The 15223-nt window shown below is 63.3% G+C and carries 26 protein-coding genes; all 26 read right to left on the bottom strand.

The genetic code is table 11. From position 1 onward, the window contains the following. Window positions 1-10: 10 nt before the first annotated feature. Window positions 11-307 carry a DUF1330 domain-containing protein gene (locus GGD61_RS00815; protein WP_092260210.1) on the bottom strand — a complete coding sequence of 99 codons (297 nt, stop codon included), beginning with the start codon at window positions 305-307 and terminating at the stop codon, window positions 11-13. Between the two features lie 7 nt (window positions 308-314). Continuing rightward, window positions 315-1103, bottom strand: coding sequence for an SDR family NAD(P)-dependent oxidoreductase (locus GGD61_RS00820; protein ID WP_092260212.1), 789 nt, complete (start codon window positions 1101-1103; stop codon window positions 315-317). 204 nt (window positions 1104-1307) lie between these two features. Beyond that, complete coding sequence (rplQ, locus tag GGD61_RS00825) at window positions 1308-1724, bottom strand: 50S ribosomal protein L17 (protein ID WP_018322277.1); 417 nt, start codon at window positions 1722-1724, stop codon at window positions 1308-1310. A 150-nt stretch (window positions 1725-1874) separates the two neighbouring features. Then, a complete protein-coding gene (locus GGD61_RS00830) occupies window positions 1875-2906 on the bottom strand; it encodes a DNA-directed RNA polymerase subunit alpha (RefSeq protein ID WP_008136316.1) in 1032 nt (343 codons plus the stop codon). A gap of 112 nt (window positions 2907-3018) precedes the next feature. After that, window positions 3019-3408 (bottom strand): 30S ribosomal protein S11, encoded by a 390-nt coding sequence (gene rpsK, locus GGD61_RS00835; protein WP_007603045.1) that lies wholly within the window; start codon window positions 3406-3408, stop codon window positions 3019-3021. A 122-nt stretch (window positions 3409-3530) separates the two neighbouring features. Further along, a complete protein-coding gene (rpsM, locus tag GGD61_RS00840; protein WP_008549231.1) occupies window positions 3531-3899 on the bottom strand; it encodes a 30S ribosomal protein S13 in 369 nt (122 codons plus the stop codon). A 187-nt stretch (window positions 3900-4086) separates the two neighbouring features. Further along, window positions 4087-4989 carry an adenylate kinase gene (locus tag GGD61_RS00845; protein WP_092260215.1) on the bottom strand — a complete coding sequence of 301 codons (903 nt, stop codon included), beginning with the start codon at window positions 4987-4989 and terminating at the stop codon, window positions 4087-4089. Then, window positions 4986-6191, bottom strand: coding sequence for a preprotein translocase subunit SecY (locus GGD61_RS00850; RefSeq protein ID WP_092260217.1), 1206 nt, complete (start codon window positions 6189-6191; stop codon window positions 4986-4988). Before GGD61_RS00850 ends, GGD61_RS00845 begins: the two co-directional genes overlap by 4 nt. Continuing rightward, window positions 6188-7519, bottom strand: coding sequence for a preprotein translocase subunit SecY (gene secY, locus GGD61_RS00855; protein ID WP_018322274.1), 1332 nt, complete (start codon window positions 7517-7519; stop codon window positions 6188-6190). The genes GGD61_RS00850 and secY overlap by 4 nt, the downstream gene beginning before the upstream one ends. Window positions 7520-7669: 150 nt before the next feature. Then, the gene (gene rplO / locus GGD61_RS00860; RefSeq protein ID WP_018322273.1) at window positions 7670-8155 is read right to left on the bottom strand and encodes a 50S ribosomal protein L15; all 486 of its coding nucleotides are present in this window, start codon (window positions 8153-8155) and stop codon (window positions 7670-7672) included. Between the two features lie 15 nt (window positions 8156-8170). Further along, window positions 8171-8365: a 50S ribosomal protein L30 gene (rpmD, locus tag GGD61_RS00865; RefSeq protein WP_018322272.1), complete on the bottom strand. Its 195-nt coding sequence runs from the start codon at window positions 8363-8365 to the stop codon at window positions 8171-8173. Window positions 8366-8388: 23 nt separating this feature from the next. Beyond that, entirely contained in the window at window positions 8389-8985 is a 597-nt protein-coding gene (rpsE, locus tag GGD61_RS00870) for a 30S ribosomal protein S5 (RefSeq protein WP_018322271.1), read from the bottom strand. A 44-nt stretch (window positions 8986-9029) separates the two neighbouring features. Beyond that, entirely contained in the window at window positions 9030-9392 is a 363-nt protein-coding gene (gene rplR, locus GGD61_RS00875) for a 50S ribosomal protein L18 (RefSeq protein ID WP_007603036.1), read from the bottom strand. 11 nt (window positions 9393-9403) lie between these two features. Next, entirely contained in the window at window positions 9404-9937 is a 534-nt protein-coding gene (gene rplF, locus GGD61_RS00880) for a 50S ribosomal protein L6 (protein WP_018322270.1), read from the bottom strand. A gap of 16 nt (window positions 9938-9953) precedes the next feature. Next, entirely contained in the window at window positions 9954-10352 is a 399-nt protein-coding gene (rpsH, locus tag GGD61_RS00885; RefSeq protein WP_018322269.1) for a 30S ribosomal protein S8, read from the bottom strand. A gap of 14 nt (window positions 10353-10366) precedes the next feature. Then, window positions 10367-10672 (bottom strand): 30S ribosomal protein S14, encoded by a 306-nt coding sequence (gene rpsN, locus GGD61_RS00890; RefSeq protein WP_183229872.1) that lies wholly within the window; start codon window positions 10670-10672, stop codon window positions 10367-10369. A gap of 46 nt (window positions 10673-10718) precedes the next feature. Further along, the gene (gene rplE / locus GGD61_RS00895; protein ID WP_018322267.1) at window positions 10719-11276 is read right to left on the bottom strand and encodes a 50S ribosomal protein L5; all 558 of its coding nucleotides are present in this window, start codon (window positions 11274-11276) and stop codon (window positions 10719-10721) included. Further along, complete coding sequence (gene rplX / locus GGD61_RS00900; protein ID WP_007603031.1) at window positions 11269-11583, bottom strand: 50S ribosomal protein L24; 315 nt, start codon at window positions 11581-11583, stop codon at window positions 11269-11271. The genes rplE and rplX overlap by 8 nt, the downstream gene beginning before the upstream one ends. Continuing rightward, window positions 11583-11951 carry a 50S ribosomal protein L14 gene (gene rplN / locus GGD61_RS00905; protein WP_007603030.1) on the bottom strand — a complete coding sequence of 123 codons (369 nt, stop codon included), beginning with the start codon at window positions 11949-11951 and terminating at the stop codon, window positions 11583-11585. Before rplN ends, rplX begins: the two co-directional genes overlap by 1 nt. 83 nt (window positions 11952-12034) lie before the next feature. After that, window positions 12035-12283, bottom strand: a complete 249-nt coding sequence (gene rpsQ, locus GGD61_RS00910; protein WP_007603028.1) for a 30S ribosomal protein S17 — start codon at window positions 12281-12283, stop codon at window positions 12035-12037. A 13-nt stretch (window positions 12284-12296) separates the two neighbouring features. Continuing rightward, entirely contained in the window at window positions 12297-12503 is a 207-nt protein-coding gene (gene rpmC, locus GGD61_RS00915; RefSeq protein WP_026202715.1) for a 50S ribosomal protein L29, read from the bottom strand. Window positions 12504-12508: 5 nt separating this feature from the next. After that, window positions 12509-12922 (bottom strand): 50S ribosomal protein L16, encoded by a 414-nt coding sequence (gene rplP, locus GGD61_RS00920; RefSeq protein ID WP_008136349.1) that lies wholly within the window; start codon window positions 12920-12922, stop codon window positions 12509-12511. A 30-nt stretch (window positions 12923-12952) separates the two neighbouring features. Next, window positions 12953-13678 carry a 30S ribosomal protein S3 gene (gene rpsC / locus GGD61_RS00925; protein WP_014494500.1) on the bottom strand — a complete coding sequence of 242 codons (726 nt, stop codon included), beginning with the start codon at window positions 13676-13678 and terminating at the stop codon, window positions 12953-12955. Between the two features lie 17 nt (window positions 13679-13695). Further along, the gene (rplV, locus tag GGD61_RS00930; RefSeq protein ID WP_008136353.1) at window positions 13696-14082 is read right to left on the bottom strand and encodes a 50S ribosomal protein L22; all 387 of its coding nucleotides are present in this window, start codon (window positions 14080-14082) and stop codon (window positions 13696-13698) included. Window positions 14083-14092: 10 nt separating this feature from the next. Next, window positions 14093-14371, bottom strand: a complete 279-nt coding sequence (gene rpsS, locus GGD61_RS00935) for a 30S ribosomal protein S19 (RefSeq protein WP_008136357.1) — start codon at window positions 14369-14371, stop codon at window positions 14093-14095. A gap of 12 nt (window positions 14372-14383) precedes the next feature. Next, complete coding sequence (gene rplB, locus GGD61_RS00940; RefSeq protein WP_018322265.1) at window positions 14384-15217, bottom strand: 50S ribosomal protein L2; 834 nt, start codon at window positions 15215-15217, stop codon at window positions 14384-14386. Window positions 15218-15223: the final 6 nt, after the last annotated feature.

The following is a 15223-nucleotide window of genomic DNA, read 5'->3' on the forward strand; positions in this document are numbered from 1 at the left end:
CCTACCGCTCCTACGCTTCCGCCGCGCCCTCGACGAACAGCAGCCGCCGCTCCAGCGCCGTCTGCCGCAGCTTCAGCGCCTCGGCATATTCCGGCGAGGCGTACCATTCCTTCAGCCGCGCCATCGACGCGAATTCGACGATGACGATGGCCTTCGCTGGAAGGTTGCCTTCGGCAAGCTCGGCCTTGCCACCGCGGACGAGATAACGCCCGCCATACTGCGCGATCGTCTCTGCGGCGAGCACACGATAGGCTTCGAACCCGTCGGGATCGCGCATCTCGACTTCGGAAATCACATAGGCTGTCATGCGCGGCTCAGGCGATGGTGTTGACGATGCCGCCCTCGGCCCGCAGCGCCGCACCGTTGGTCGCGGACGCCTGCTTCGACGCAACATAGACCACCATGTTGGCGATCTCGTCGACGCTGGCGAAGCGTTGCAGCAGCGAGCTCGGGCGATGCTGCTTGACGAAATTGGCCGCAGCCTCGTCGACCGACTGGCCGTTCTGCTTGGCGAGATCCTTCACAAAGGTCTCGACGCCCTCCGACATGGTCGGGCCCGGCAGCACGGAATTGATGGTGACGCCGGTGCCGCGGGTGAGCTGCGCCAGACCGCGCGCGACCGAGAGCTGGGCCGTCTTGGTCATGCCGTAGTGGATCATCTCGACGGGAATGTTGAGCCCGGACTCCGATGAGATGAAGACGATGCGGCCCCAATTGCGCTTGAGCATGCCCTTCAGGTAGGCCCGCGACAGCCGCACGCCGCTCATGACGTTGACCTCGAAGAAACGACTCCAGTCCTCGTCCGGAATCTCGAAGAAATCCTTGGGCTCGAAGATGCCGGCATTGTTGATGAGGATGTCGACCTCGGGCAGCGCCGCAACGAGCGACTTGCAGCCCGCTGCGGTCGAGACGTCGGCAGCGATACCGCGCACCTTCGCGCCCGTCCCTTCCAGCTTGCGCACGGCGGCATCGACCTTGTCCTGGCCGCGCCCATTGATCACGACACTGGCGCCGGAGGCTGCTAGGCCTCTGGCGATGGCGTGGCCGATGCCGGCAGTCGAGCCGGTCACGAGGGCGGTCTTTCCGGAAAGGTCGATCTTCATGTCTCATCTCCATCGATGTCGGTGGAGATATCGGGCGCTCGACATGAGATCGCAATTGGCGCTCACTCACGCGTGAGAAGGACACGGGCTCGTCGCCACGGCGAAACCCGGGACTACGAGACGAGCACCGATAAGGTATCGGCGACGGCCAACAAAAAAAGCGGCGCCCGAAGGCGCCGCTCTCTGAATTCAATACCGATCGGCTTACGCCGCCTCGGCTTCCTTTTCCTGCACCGGACCGGAATCCTGGCCCTTGGCATCGACGTCGCGATCGACGAACTCGATCACGGCCATCGCGGCATTGTCGCCGTAGCGGAAGCCGGCCTTGATGATGCGGGTGTAGCCGCCCTGGCGGTCCTTGTAGCGAGGCGCCAGCACGTCGAACAGCTTCTTGACCTGGTCCTTGTCGCGCATCTCGGAGATGGCCTGGCGGCGCATGGCCAGCCCGCCCTTCTTGCCGAGGGTGACGAGCTTCTCGACGATCGGGCGCAATTCCTTCGCCTTCGGCAGCGTGGTGACGATCTGCTCGTGCTTGATCAGCGCGGCGCACATGTTGGCGAACATCGCGCGGCGATGCTCGGCAGTGCGATTGAGCTTCCGATGAACCTTGCCGTGACGCATTTGACTATTCCTTACGTAAAAACTGCCGCGACGGTTCGTCGGACATGTTGCTCAGGTGGGCTGCCTGCGTTCGCCCTAGGTCGCGAATAGCGAATAGCGAATGGCGAATGGATGATCTTCCCTATTCGCTATTCGCCACTCCCAACTCGCTCAGTAGTGATCCTCGAAGCGCTTGGCGAGCTCGTCGATGTTCTCCGGCGGCCAGCCCGGCACTTCCATGCCGAGATGCAGACCCATCTGGGCCAGCACTTCCTTGATCTCGTTCAGCGACTTGCGGCCGAAGTTCGGAGTGCGGAGCATTTCCGCCTCGCTCTTCTGCACGAGGTCGCCGATGTAGACGATGTTGTCGTTCTTCAAGCAGTTGGCCGAACGCACCGACAGCTCGAGCTCGTCCACCTTCTTGAGGAAGGCCGGGTTGAAGGCGAGGTCCGGGATGATCTCCTGGGCGACTTCCTTGCGCGGCTCTTCGAAGTTGACGAACACGTTGAGCTGATCCTGCAGGATGCGCGCGGCGTAAGCCACGGAATCATCCGGCGAGATCGCGCCGTTGGTCTCGATCGTCATGGTCAGCTTGTCGTAGTCGAGGATCTGGCCCTCACGGGTGTTCTCGACCTTGTAGGAGACCTTGCGGACCGGCGAGTACAGGCTGTCGACCGGGATCAGGCCGATCGGCGCGTCCTCGGGGCGGTTGCGCTCGGCGGGCACGTAGCCCTTGCCGGTGGCGACCGTGAACTCCATGCGGATCTCGGCGCCCTCGTCGAGCGTGCAGATCTGCAGATCCGGGTTCAGCACCACGACGTCGCCGACGGTCTGGATGTCGCCGGCGGTGACGACGCCCGGGCCCTGCTTCTTCACGACCATGCGCTTGGGGCCTTCGCCCTGCATCTTGATCGAGATGTCCTTGATGTTGAGCACGATGTCGGTGACGTCCTCACGAACGCCAGCGATCGAGGAGAACTCGTGCAGCACGCCGTCGATGTGCACCGACTGCACCGCCGCGCCCTGGAGCGAGGAGAGCAGGATGCGACGCAGCGCGTTGCCGAGCGTCTGGCCGAAGCCGCGCTCGAGCGGCTCGGCGACGATGGTCGCGAAACGGTTCGAATCGCTGCCGGGCGTGACCTGGAGCTTGTTCGGTCGAATCAGTTCTTGCCAATTTTTCTGGATCGTCACTGTTTCACCCATACAGGCCAGTCAATTTGAGAGCTCAAATACTGGCGTTGGAGAAAGGCCGCGGATCATTCCCGCGGCTTCTTAGAAAAGTCATTGCGGGCGCCAATGCGCCCGCAACTCGGGATCAAACGCGCCGACGCTTGCGGGGACGGCAACCGTTATGCGGGATCGTGGTCACGTCGCGGATCGAGGTGACGGTAAAGCCTGCGGCCTGAAGCGCGCGGAGTGCCGACTCGCGGCCCGAACCGGGACCTGCGACTTCGACTTCCAGCGTGCGCATGCCGTGCTCCTGCGCCTTCTTGGACACGTCCTCGGCAGCAACCTGCGCGGCGTACGGGGTCGACTTGCGCGAGCCCTTGAAGCCCATCGTGCCGGCGGAAGACCAGGCAATCGTGTTGCCCTGCGCGTCGGTGATGGTGATGGTCGTGTTGTTGAACGACGAGTTCACGTGCGCGACGCCGGAGGCGATGTTCTTGCGCTCACGACGACGAACGCGGGTGGCTTCCTTGCCCATAGAGTACCTTTCCTGAAGATCTCAAACGCCGCCGTAATGCCAGCGGCTACACCTGTGGAACGAAAGGCGCGTGGCGAACGGGTCATCCCTGTTCGCCACACGCCGCGATTGGATTCGAAAACTTACTTCTTCTTGCCGGCGATGGCCTTGGCCGGACCCTTGCGCGTGCGCGCATTGGTGTGGGTACGCTGGCCGCGCACCGGCAGGCCGCGACGATGACGCAGGCCGCGATAGCAGCCGAGGTCCATCAGACGCTTGATGTTGATGCCGACCTCACGACGCAGATCGCCCTCGACGAGATAGTCGCGGTCGATCACTTCGCGGATCTGGAGCACTTCGGCGTCGCTCAGCTGATTGACGCGACGATCCACGGGGATCTTCACCTTCTCCAGGATCTCACCGGCGATCTTCTGGCCGATGCCATGGATGTACTGGAGCGCGATCAGCACGCGCTTGTTGGTCGGGATGTTCACGCCGGCAATACGGGCCACGGCCTTCTCTCCTGTTGCCGATCCCTCGTCAGGAATCGGTCTTTAAGTGCTTGGTTTCTCGGGCAGGTGTTCACAAACGCGAACACGACGCCCACCCCTGGTCTTCCTGGGGCCCGGCATCGTTTGAAACTATCCGACTTGGATGCGGGGCTTATTAGGGGATTCCAGGGGCTTTCGTCAACCGCCGCTAGCGCTTAGCTCGCTTTTTCGTGACCTTTTTTGCGGCCTTTCTGGCACCCTTTTTGACAGCTTTCTTGGCGGTCTTTTGGGCTGCCTTTTTCGTCGCTTTCTTGACGGTCTTCCCAGCGGCCTTCTTGCCGGCTTTCTTGGCCGTCTTCTTGGGACCCCTCACCGCCGTCTTGGCGGCCTTTTTGGCCGATTTGGCGGGTTTTTTGGTCGTTTTGGCCGGTTTTTGGGCTGTTTTCCTGGCCGTCTTGCTCGCCTTGGCCTTCTTGGCCGGGCCCGCCTTGGCTGCGCTTTTGGCGTGGGTCTTGGGCTCGACCGCCCCCAGCGCCAGGAGCTGGCGATGGATGGCGCGGGTGACCTCGTCGATGGCCATCATACCGTCGATGGTCGAGAGCTTCCGCCGCTCGGAATAGTAGTGAATCAGCGGTTCCGTCTGGTTGCGGTAATTGGCTAACCGCTTGGTCAGAACCTCCGGGGTGTCGTCGAGTCGGACCTCCTCCCCGCGCTCACGCATCTGGGCGACGCGGGTCTCGACACGGTTCAGGAGCGCGCTCTCGTTGACGCGGAGCTCGATCACGGCGTCGAGCTTGAGGTGCTTGTGCTTGAGCAACTCGTCCAGCGCCTCGGCCTGCGGCACGGTGCGCGGGAAACCGTCGAGGATGAAGCCGTTGCGGGCATCCGGCTGGTCGATCCGATCCGAGATGATTCCGACCACGACCTCGTCGGGCACGAGAGCACCGCTGGCCATGATCTCCTTGGCCTTCAGCCCGACTGGCGTACCGGCCGCAACCGCGGCACGCAGCATCTCGCCGGTCGAGAGCTGGACGATGCCATAACGCTGCACCAAGAGCTGCGCCTGGGTCCCCTTGCCCGACCCCGGCGGTCCCAGAAGTATAATTCTCATCGGCGTACGCCCCCCGGATTGGTGAGCGATACCTCGCGCACCTGTGTTTGAAGATCGAGAATAGTGCAAACCACAATCAGCGCCGCACCACCACCCATTTTATAAACTAGCGCATTCCCGTAGGCCAAGAACACCTCGGGAATCAACGAAAGCGCAGTCAGGTAGCTGGCGCCGATCACGGTGGTCAGCGACACCACGCGGTCGAGATAGCTAGCTGTTGCCTCGCCCGGCGTGACGCCGGGAATCACGCCGCCCTGCCGGGCAAGCGATTCGGCGGCATGATCGGGATCGATGACAAAGGCCGTGTAGACGAAGGCGAGCGCGAATACCGCGATCGATCCGAAAACGATGTGAGCCTTCTCGCCGAAGTGAAGATGCGCGCTGATGGTTTCGACCCAGGATCCGTCATCGGCACCGAAGATGAAGCCGGCAAAAATCACTGGCAGCGAGATCGCCCAGGGCGCGACGGTCGCGGGCAACAGGTAACCGGCGCTGTTGATCTTGAGCGGCAGCACCGCCGAACGCGAAGGCAGCGAGCGCTCCCCGACGCGGCGCGCGGCAAACTGCACCGGAAGGTTACGCCGCGCGCGCTCGACGAAGACGATCAGCGCGACCACCACGATCAGGAAGACCGCGTTGCTCGCCAGAACATTGCCGGAGATCGCTCCTCGTCGCAGCTGGGTGAGGAGGGTCGCAACATCGGACGGCAGCGAAGCCACGATGCTGACGGTTAGGACGAGCGCGAGGCCATTGCCGATTCCGCGACGCGTGATCTGCTCACTGAGCCAGATCAGAACGAACACGCCGCCGACGAGCGAGACCGTGGCGCTCAAGACGAACCAGTCGCCGGGATGGACGACAAGTCCCGGCATTTGCCGCATGGTCGAGGCGATGCCAAAGGCCTGAAACGTAGCAAGGAGCAGCGTCAGGATCAGGGTGATACGCGCCAGCTTGCGCCGACCGGCCTCGCCCGATCGTTCGAGCGCCCTCAGCCTTCGCCACACCACAGCGACGAGCTGAACAAGAATTGCGGCAGTCAGATAAGGAAACAGGGACAGCGAGAAGATCGAAAGCGGGGCGATCTTGTTTGCCGCGAACCCGCCATGCACCGCGACACCCGCGACCGGAATCTGGGTGCCGAGCCTGAAGAGGAGCAGCGCGCCGATCGTGAAAGCGATTCGGCGCGCGAGCTCCCTGCTCATCTACGGCGGCCGCGCAGCTTCGACTTGCGGATCAGGCCTTCATACTGGTGCGCCAGCAGATAGCCCTGAACCTGCGCCACCGTGTCCATGGTGACGCTGACCACGATCAGCAGTGAGGTACCGCCGAAGTAGAACGGCACCGAGGCGTAGGAGATCAGGATCTCCGGGATCAAGCAGACGATCGCGAGATAAATCGCACCAAGCACGGTGATACGCGAGAGCACGTAGTCGATATATTCCGCAGTGCGCTCGCCGGGACGGATGCCCGGAATGAAACCGCCGTGCTTCTTCAGATTGTCCGCGGTCTCGGTCGGGTTGAACACGATCGCGGTGTAGAAGAAGGCGAAGAACACGATCAGCGCCAGGTACATGATCAGGAAGAGCGGACGACCGTGGCCGAGCTGGGTCGTAATCCACTGGAACCATTCCGGCCCGCTGCCCGCGTTGAAGTTCGCAACCGTCGTCGGCAGCAGCAGCAGCGAGGACGCAAAGATCGGCGGGATCACGCCTGAGGTGTTGAGCTTGAGCGGCAGATGCGAGGACTGGCCCTCGAACATCTTGTTGCCGACCTGGCGCTTCGGATACTGGATCAGGAGACGGCGCTGCGCCCGCTCCATGAACACGATGAAGGCAATCACGGCGACCGCCATGATGATGACGACCAGGATCAGGCCGGTCGACATCGCGCCCTGACGGCCGAGCTCGAGCATGTTGGCGAGCGCGGCGGGCAGCTCGGCGACGATACCGGCGAGAATGATCAGCGAGATGCCGTTGCCGATGCCGCGCGAGGTGATCTGCTCGCCCAGCCACATCAGGAACATGGTGCCGCCGGTCAGCGTGATCGCGGTGGACAGGCGGAAGAACAGGCCGGGGTCGCTGACGACGTTGCCGGCGCCCTCTAGGCCTACCGCGATGCCGTAGGACTGGAACGCGGCCAGGATCACCGTGAGATAGCGGGTGTACTGGTTCAGCAGCTTGCGGCCGGACTCGCCTTCCTTCTTCAGCGCCTCGAGTTGCGGCGAGACGGTGGTGAGGAGCTGGATGATGATCGAGGCCGAGATATACGGCATGATGTTCAGCGCGAAGATCGCCATGCGGTGGATGCCGCCGCCGGCGAACATGTTGAACATGCCGAGGATGCCGCCCGCCTGCGAGCGGAACACCTGCTCCCAGATATTGGGATCGATGCCGGGGAGCGGGATGTAGGTCCCGAGCCGATAAACGAGCAGCGCACCCAGGGTGAACCAGATGCGCTTCTTCAGTTCGTCAGCCTTGGCAAACGCACCGAAATTGAGATTGGCTGCCAGTTGTTCCGCTGCAGAGGCCATCTTGGACTTTCTCCCGCCGCCTATTGCGCCGTCATGCCCGCGGCCGGGCTACATTATACCGGACACCGGACATTATCTGGGGCTCGGCTTCGATAAGTCCACGTCCCGCACGCGTAAAGGCCCGCTAGCCGCGGGCCAATGACGCAGTTGTTACGCCGCCTCGCCTTCTTCCTTGGCAGGGGCGAGGATCTTCACCGAGCCGCCGGCCTTCTCGACCGCGGCGATCGCGGTCTTGGTGGCGCCGTGGACTTCGATGTTGAGCTTGGACTTGAGCTCGCCACGGCCGAGCAGCCGCAGGCCGGCCTTGGCGCGGCGCAGCACGCCGCCCTTCACCAGGGCCTCGACGTTCACGACGCTGCCGGCGTCGATCTTCTTGGCGTCGACCGCTTCCTGGAGCCGGTCGAGATTGATCTCGGCGAACTCGACACGGAAGATGTTGTTGAAGCCGCGCTTGGGCAGACGGCGATGCATCGGCATCTGGCCGCCTTCGAAACCCTTGATGCGCACGCCGGAACGCGCGGTCTGACCCTTGCCGCCGCGGCCGGATTGCTTGCCCTTGCCCGAACCGATGCCACGGCCGACGCGCATGCGCTTCTTGCGCGAGCCGGCGTTGTCGGCGATATCGCTGAGCTTCATCGCCCTTCTCCTTATTTACTTCTCGTCGACGATGCGGACGAGATGGTGAACCTTCTCGATCATGCCACGGACCGCCGGGGTGTCCTGCAGTTCGCTGGTGCGACCGATCTTGTTGAGCTTGAGCCCGATCAGCGTCGAGCGCTGCGAGTGATGGCGGCGGATCGCGCTGCCGGTCTGCTCGAGCTTGATCGTCTTGCTGGCCTTGGCCATGGGAGTCTACTCCAGAGCTTCCGTTAGTCGGCGGCCGCCTCGGCATCACCACCGATACGGCGGGACTGCAGAGTGGACACCTTGATGTTGCGGCGGGCTGCGACCGAACGCGGCGAATCCTGATGCTTCAGCGCGTCGAAGGTCGCGCGAACCATGTTGTAGGGGTTCGACGAGCCGATCGACTTGGCGACCACGTCCTGGACGCCGAGCGTCTCGAACACGGCACGCATCGGGCCGCCGGCGATGATGCCGGTACCGGCGGGAGCTGCACGCAGGTAGACACGGCCCGCGCCATGACGGCCGGCGATGTCGTGATGGAGCGTGCGGCCCTCGCGCAGCGAGACGCGGGTCAGGTTGCGCTTGGCGGACTCGGTGGCCTTGCGGATCGCTTCCGGCACTTCGCGCGCCTTGCCGTGACCGAAGCCGGCGCGGCCCTTCTGGTCGCCGATCACGACCAGCGCTGCGAAACCGAAGCGCTTGCCGCCCTTGACGACCTTGGCCACGCGGTTGATGTGGACGAGCTTGTCGACGAACTCGCTGTCGCGCTCCTCGCGCTCCCTGCGTTCACGTCCGCCGCCGCCGCGTTGATCGCGTCCACCACGTTGTTCGCGTTCTGCCATTTTTCCAATCCTTCAGAGGCTTGCGCCTCAATCCTCAAATTCTGTTAGAAGCTCAGCCCGCTCTCACGCGCCGCGTCGGCAAGAGCCTTGACGCGCCCGTGGTAGAGGTAGCTGCCGCGATCGAACACGACTTCCTTGACGCCCTTCTCGGCGGCGCGCTCGGCCAGCAGCTTGCCGACCGCCTTCGCTGCATCGATGTCGGCGCCGGTCTTGCCGCCGTCGCGCATCGACTTCTCGAGCGACGAGGCAGAGGCCAGCGTCTCGCCCTTGAGGTCGTCGATGACCTGGGCGTAGATGTGCTTGGACGAGCGGAACACCGACAGACGCGGACGACCACCACCGGAGCGGCGCAGCTTCAGCCGCACACTCCGCTTGCGCCGGGCATTGGTAACCTTGGCTTTGGACATGACCGGCTCCGTTACTTCTTCTTGCCTTCCTTGCGGAAGATGAATTCGCCAACATACTTCACGCCCTTGCCCTTGTAGGGCTCCGGCGGGCGATAACCGCGGATCTCGGCCGCAACCTGGCCGACGCGCTGGATGTCGCTGCCCGCCACCGTGATCTCGGTCGGCTTCGGCACGGTGATCGTGATCCCCTCGGGGATCGTGTAGATCACGTCGTGGCTGTAGCCGAGCGCGAGCTGCAGGTTCTTGCCCTGCATCGCGGCGCGGTAACCGACGCCGGTGATCTCGAGCTTCTTCTCGAAGCCCTTGGTGACGCCTTCGACCAGATTCGCGACCTGGGCGCGAGCGGTACCATAGAGCGCGCGCGCGCGATTGGTCTCGAGCCGCGGCTTGACCTTGATCTGGCCGCTCTCGAGCTTCACCTCGACGTCGTCATGAACGACGAACTGAAGCTGGCCCTTCGGCCCCTTCATCTTGACGGTCTGCCCATCGACGGTCGCGGTAACACCCGACGGCACCGCCACAGGCCTTTTGCCAACACGTGACATGGATCAAAAATCCTTCTCAGAACACCGTGAAGAGGACTTCACCGCCCACATTCGCGTCGCGCGCGCTGTGGTCGGCCATGATCCCCTTCGGCGTCGACAACACCGAAATGCCGAGCCCGTTGTTGACCCGCGGCAGGTTCTTCACCGAGGCGTAGACGCGACGCCCGGGCTTGGAAACACGTTCGATCTCGCGGATGACGGGCTCGCCGTCGAAATACTTCAGCTCGATCTCGATCTCGCTGCGGCCCGAGGAATGCTCGAGCGTGGCGTAACCGCGGATGTAGCCCTCGGACTTGAGGACCTCGAGCACGTTCTCGCGCATCTTCGAGCCAGGCGTGGAGACCTTGGTCTTGGAGCGCATCTGCGCGTTGCGGATACGGGTGATCAGATCGCTGATTGGATCGTGCGTAGACATCTAAACGACCCTCCTTACCAGCTGGACTTCACGAGGCCCGGGACCATGCCCTTGGAGCCAAGTTCGCGCAGCGCGATACGGGACAGCTTGCTCTTGCGGTAGTTCGAGCGCGGGCGACCCGACAGCTCGCAACGCAGGCGGATGCGGGTTGCCGACGAGTTGCGCGGCATTTCCGCCAGCTTCAACGTCGCAGCGAAACGCTCCTCCATCGGCAGCTTCTTGTCGGCGATGATCGCCTTGAACCGCTCGCGCTTGGCGGCGGCGTTCTTCACCATCCGCTTGCGCCGGTTGTTCTTCTCGACTGAACTCTTCTTTGCCATGCTTGGCTCCTGGGTATCCGCGTTTGAGAGGCTTTAGGTCAGCGTCTCACTGCCGGAACGGGAAATTGAAAGCGGTCAACAAGGCCCTCGCCTCTTCGTCGGTCTTGGCCGTGGTGCAGACGGTGATGTCCATGCCGCGGGCTTCCGTGACCTTGTCGAAGTCGATCTCGGGGAAAATGATGTGCTCCTTGATGCCGAGCGAGTAGTTGCCGCGGCCGTCGAAGCTCTTCGGGTTCAGGCCGCGGAAGTCGCGGACGCGCGGCAGCGCGACCGTCACCAGGCGATCGATGAACTCGTACATGTGGGCCTTGCGCAGCGTGACCTTGCAGCCGATCGGCTGGTTTTCACGCAGCTTGAAGGTCGCGATCGCGATACGCGAATAGGTCACGATGGCCTTCTGGCCTGCGATCTGGGTCAGCTCGGCAGCGGCGGTCTCGGCCTTCTTGCGATCGTTGACGGAATCGCCAACGCCCATGTTCAGCACGACCTTGTCCAGACGCGGAACCTGCATGACGTTCTCATAACCGAACTTCTCGGTCATGGCCGTGCGGATCTTCGCATCGTATTCCGCGCGCAGGCGCGGCGTGTAAGCGGCCTCAGCCATCGATCTCAGCTCCCGAGCTCTTGGCGATGCGGACCTTCTTGCCGTCCGCCAGAATCTTGAATCCGACGCGGGTCGGCTTTCCGTCCTTGCCGACATACGCGATGTTGGACAGTTGGATCGGCGACTCCTTCGAGATGATGCCGCCCTCCTGGGCCTGCGTCTGCTTCTGGTGACGCTTGACCATGTTGATGCCGCGCACCAGCGCCGTGCCGGCGTCGGGACGCACTTCGAACACTTCGCCGGTACGGCCCTTGTCGCGGCCGGTCAGCACGACGACCTTGTCGCCCTTGCGGATCTTGGCAGCCATCACAGCACCTCCGGCGCGAGCGAGATGATCTTCATGTGGTTCTTCGCGCGCAGCTCGCGCGGCACGGGCCCGAAGATACGGGTGCCGACCGGCTCGGACTGGTTGTTGATCAGAACGGCGGCGTTGCGGTCGAAGCGGATGACCGAACCGTCGGCGCGGCGGATGTCCTTGCGGACGCGCACCACGACGGCCTTCATCACGTCGCCCTTCTTCACCTTGCCACGCGGAATTGCTTCCTTGATCGAAACGACGATGATGTCGCCGATCGTGGCGTAGCGGCGCTTGGAGCCCCCGAGCACCTTGATACACATGACACGGCGTGCGCCAGAATTGTCGGCCACGTCGAGGTTGGTCTGCATCTGAATCATTGATGCACCTCGTCCTCTTCTCTTTGCGCCAGCCCAGCCGGCGCTCAACATTTCCCTGAAGTCAGTCGGCTAAAGCCAACAGATCAGGCGCTTTTCTTGTGTTCGCCCCGGATCACGACCCAGCGCTTCAACTTCGAAATCGGCTTCGATTCCTCGATCCACACCATGTCGCCCGGCTTGAACTCGTTGCTCTCGTCGTGCGCGTGGTAGTTCTTCGAACGGCGGATCGTCTTCTTGTAGATCGGGTGCGTGAAGCGGCGATCAACGCGCACCACGATGGTCTTGGCTTGCTTGTCGCTGACGACCACGCCCTGCAAAGTACGTTTCGGCATCTTCGTAAGCCTCTTACTTCTTCTTCGCGCGCGTCTGCGCGGCGACGGTCTTGATCCGGGCGATGTCACGGCGGGCCTCGCGCAGGCGCGAGGTGTTCTCGAGCTGCCCGGTGGCGCGCTGGAAGCGCAGGTTGAAGCGCTCCTTCTTCAGGTTCAGGACGGCATCGTCCTGCTGGTCGGGGCTCATCGCGCGGATGTCTTCGATCTTCATCTGGGCCATGGCCATTACTCCGCAATGCGCTCGACGAAGCGCGTCTTGATCGGCAGCTTGGCGGCCGCCAGGGTCAGCGCCTCACGCGCCGTCTGGGTGTTGACGCCGTCGATCTCGAACAGCACCCGGCCCGGCTTCACGCGCGCGACCCACAATTCCGGCGAACCCTTGCCGGAGCCCATGCGGACTTCGGCCGGCTTCTTCGACACCGGAACGTCGGGGAACACGCGGATCCAGACGCGGCCGGCGCGCTTCATGTGGCGGGTCAGCGCGCGGCGAGCGGCTTCGATCTGGCGCGCGGTGACCCGCTCAGGCTCGGTCGCCTTCAGGCCGAACTGGCCGAACGCCAACGTCGCGCCCGAAGACGCAACGCCGTGGATGCGGCCCTTATGCGCCTTCCGGAACTTCGTTTTCTTAGGTTGCATCATGGCTTTAAGCCCTCAAATTCCTGTGCGGCTTTAGGCTGCAGCCGTATCGCGGCGCTGACGGCCACCACGATCACCACTGCCACCCGTCTCGCCTTCGGCCATTCTCTTGTCCTGGGCCATCGGATCGTGCTCGAGGATCTCGCCCTTGAAGATCCAGACCTTGACGCCGCAGGTGCCGAAGGTCGTGAACGCGGTCGCAACGCCGTAGTCGATGTCGGCGCGCAGCGTGTGCAGCGGCACGCGACCTTCGCGGTACCACTCCATGCGCGCGATTTCCGCACCGCCCAGACGTCCCGAGCAGTTGATGCGGATGCCTTCCGCGCCGAGACGCATCGCCGACTGAACGGCGCGCTTCATGGCACGGCGGAACGCCACGCGGCGCTCGAGCTGCTGCGCGATCGACTCGGCCACCAGCGTCGCATCGAGCTCCGGCTTGCGGATTTCGACGATGTTGATGACGACGTCGGACGAAGTGATGTCCGCGACCTTCTTGCGCAGCTTGTCGATGTCCGCGCCCTTCTTGCCGATCACCACGCCCGGACGAGCCGAGTGGATGGTGACGCGGCACTTCTTGTGCGGACGCTCGATCACGATGCGGGCGACGGCCGCCTGCTTGAGCTCCTTGTGCAGGATCTCACGGATCTTGACGTCTTCGTGCAGCAGCTTGCCGTATTCCTGCTTGCCGGCGAACCAGCGGGAATCCCAGGTGCGGTTGATGCCGAGACGCAGACCGATCGGATTGATCTTTTGACCCATCGTGTTCTCCTGCGCCCTTAAGCGGCTGCTTCGGCTTCGACCTGACGAACGATGATCGTCAGCTGCGAAAATGGTTTGTAGACACGGCCCGAGCGGCCACGGCCACGGGCGGCGAAGCGCTTCATCACGAGGCCATTGCCGACGAAGGCCTGCGCCACGACGAGATCGTCCACGTCGAGATCGTGATTGTTCTCGGCATTGGCGATAGCCGATTCCAGGCACTTCTTCACGTCGACCGCGATCCGCTTGCGCGAAAACTGCAGATCGGCGAGCGCAGCAGCTGCCTTCCGGCCGCGAATGAGCTGGGCGACCAGGTTGAGCTTCTGCGGGCTCACCCGCAGCATCCGGGCGACCGCCTTGGCCTCGTTTTCGGCGAGGCTCCGTTCGCGCTTAGGTTTGCTCATCGTTTAATCCTCAAGCCTTCTTGGCTTTCTTGTCGCCGGAGTGGCCATGGAAGGTCCGGGTCGGCGAGAACTCGCCGAACTTGTGACCGACCATTTCCTCGTTGACGGCCACCGGCACGTGCTTCTGACCGTTGTAGACGCCGAAGGTCAGGCCGACGAACTGCGGCAGGATCGTCGAGCGACGGCTCCAGATCTTGATGACGTCGTGACGGCCGGACGCGCGGGCGGCATCTGCCTTCTTGAGCAGAGAACCCTCGACGAACGGGCCTTTCCAGACTGAACGAACCATGTCCGGCGTTCCTTACTTCTTCCGCTTGTGGCGGCTTAGGAGAATGAATTTGTTGGTCGACTTGTTGGTGCGGGTCTTCTTGCCCTTGGTCGGCTTGCCCCACGGGGTGACCGGGTGGCGGCCGCCCGAGGTACGACCTTCACCACCGCCGTGCGGATGGTCGATCGGGTTCATCGAAACACCGCGGTTGTGCGGCTTGCGGCCCAGCCAACGGTTGCGACCGGCCTTGCCGATCGAGGTGTTCATGTGATCCGGGTTCGACACCGCGCCGATCGTGCCGCGGCAACGGCCGTGCACCAGGCGCTGCTCGCCCGAGTTCAGGCGGATGATCACGTAGTCCTGATCGCGGCCGACGAGCTGGGCGTAGGTGCCGGCCGAACGGGCGAGCTGGCCGCCCTTCCCGATCTTGACCTCGATGTTGTGGATGATCGTGCCGACCGGCATGTTGCCGAGCGGCATGACATTGCCCGGCTTCACGTCGACGTAGTTGCCCGCGATGATGGTGTCACCGACGGCCAGGCGCTGCGGCGCCAGGATGTAGGCCTGCTCGCCGTCCTGATACTTGATCAGCGCGATGAAGCCGGTGCGGTTCGGATCGTACTCGAGACGCTCGACCGTCGCGGGGACGTCGATCTTCTCGCGCTTGAAATCCACGGTGCGCAGCGTCTTCTTATGGCCACCGCCACGGAAACGCACGGTGATGCGACCGGTGTTGTTGCGGCCGCCCGAGGAGTGCTTGCCCTCGGTGAGCGCCTTGACCGGCTTGCCCTTGTAGAGGGCCGAACGATCGACCATGACCAGCTGGCGCTGGCCCGGCGTCGTAGGATTGAATGTCTTCAGTGCCATCGTCGT

The organism is Bradyrhizobium sp. SBR1B, from assembly GCF_014198205.1.
Lineage (GTDB): Bacteria > Pseudomonadota > Alphaproteobacteria > Rhizobiales > Xanthobacteraceae > Bradyrhizobium.

Coding starts and splice junctions, on each gene's coding strand:
- rplF (WP_018322270.1), bottom strand. CDS start 9,937: ATGTCACGTGTTGGCAAAAGGCCTGTGGCGGTGCCGTCGGGTGTTACC.
- secY (WP_018322274.1), bottom strand. CDS start 7,519: ATGGCCTCTGCAGCGGAACAACTGGCAGCCAATCTCAATTTCGGTGCG.
- rplN (WP_007603030.1), bottom strand. CDS start 11,951: ATGATTCAGATGCAGACCAACCTCGACGTGGCCGACAATTCTGGCGCA.
- rpsC (WP_014494500.1), bottom strand. CDS start 13,678: ATGGGTCAAAAGATCAATCCGATCGGTCTGCGTCTCGGCATCAACCGC.
- rplR (WP_007603036.1), bottom strand. CDS start 9,392: ATGTCCAAAGCCAAGGTTACCAATGCCCGGCGCAAGCGGAGTGTGCGG.
- rpsK (WP_007603045.1), bottom strand. CDS start 3,408: ATGGGCAAGGAAGCCACCCGCGTTCGTCGTCGTGAGCGCAAGAACATC.
- rpsN (WP_183229872.1), bottom strand. CDS start 10,672: ATGGCAAAGAAGAGTTCAGTCGAGAAGAACAACCGGCGCAAGCGGATG.
- rpsS (WP_008136357.1), bottom strand. CDS start 14,371: ATGGTTCGTTCAGTCTGGAAAGGCCCGTTCGTCGAGGGTTCTCTGCTC.
- rpmC (WP_026202715.1), bottom strand. CDS start 12,503: ATGGCCCAGATGAAGATCGAAGACATCCGCGCGATGAGCCCCGACCAG.
- rpsE (WP_018322271.1), bottom strand. CDS start 8,985: ATGGCAGAACGCGAACAACGTGGTGGACGCGATCAACGCGGCGGCGGC.
- GGD61_RS00815 (WP_092260210.1), bottom strand. CDS start 307: ATGACAGCCTATGTGATTTCCGAAGTCGAGATGCGCGATCCCGACGGG.
- rpsQ (WP_007603028.1), bottom strand. CDS start 12,283: ATGCCGAAACGTACTTTGCAGGGCGTGGTCGTCAGCGACAAGCAAGCC.
- GGD61_RS00850 (WP_092260217.1), bottom strand. CDS start 6,191: ATGAGCAGGGAGCTCGCGCGCCGAATCGCTTTCACGATCGGCGCGCTG.
- GGD61_RS00820 (WP_092260212.1), bottom strand. CDS start 1,103: ATGAAGATCGACCTTTCCGGAAAGACCGCCCTCGTGACCGGCTCGACT.
- rpmD (WP_018322272.1), bottom strand. CDS start 8,365: ATGGCCAAGGCCAGCAAGACGATCAAGCTCGAGCAGACCGGCAGCGCG.
- rplE (WP_018322267.1), bottom strand. CDS start 11,276: ATGGCTGAGGCCGCTTACACGCCGCGCCTGCGCGCGGAATACGATGCG.
- rplB (WP_018322265.1), bottom strand. CDS start 15,217: ATGGCACTGAAGACATTCAATCCTACGACGCCGGGCCAGCGCCAGCTG.
- GGD61_RS00830 (WP_008136316.1), bottom strand. CDS start 2,906: ATGGGTGAAACAGTGACGATCCAGAAAAATTGGCAAGAACTGATTCGA.
- GGD61_RS00845 (WP_092260215.1), bottom strand. CDS start 4,989: ATGAGAATTATACTTCTGGGACCGCCGGGGTCGGGCAAGGGGACCCAG.
- rpsH (WP_018322269.1), bottom strand. CDS start 10,352: ATGTCTACGCACGATCCAATCAGCGATCTGATCACCCGTATCCGCAAC.
- rplO (WP_018322273.1), bottom strand. CDS start 8,155: ATGAAGCTCAGCGATATCGCCGACAACGCCGGCTCGCGCAAGAAGCGC.
- rplP (WP_008136349.1), bottom strand. CDS start 12,922: ATGATGCAACCTAAGAAAACGAAGTTCCGGAAGGCGCATAAGGGCCGC.
- rplX (WP_007603031.1), bottom strand. CDS start 11,583: ATGGCTGCCAAGATCCGCAAGGGCGACAAGGTCGTCGTGCTGACCGGC.
- rplQ (WP_018322277.1), bottom strand. CDS start 1,724: ATGCGTCACGGCAAGGTTCATCGGAAGCTCAATCGCACTGCCGAGCAT.
- rplV (WP_008136353.1), bottom strand. CDS start 14,082: ATGAGCAAACCTAAGCGCGAACGGAGCCTCGCCGAAAACGAGGCCAAG.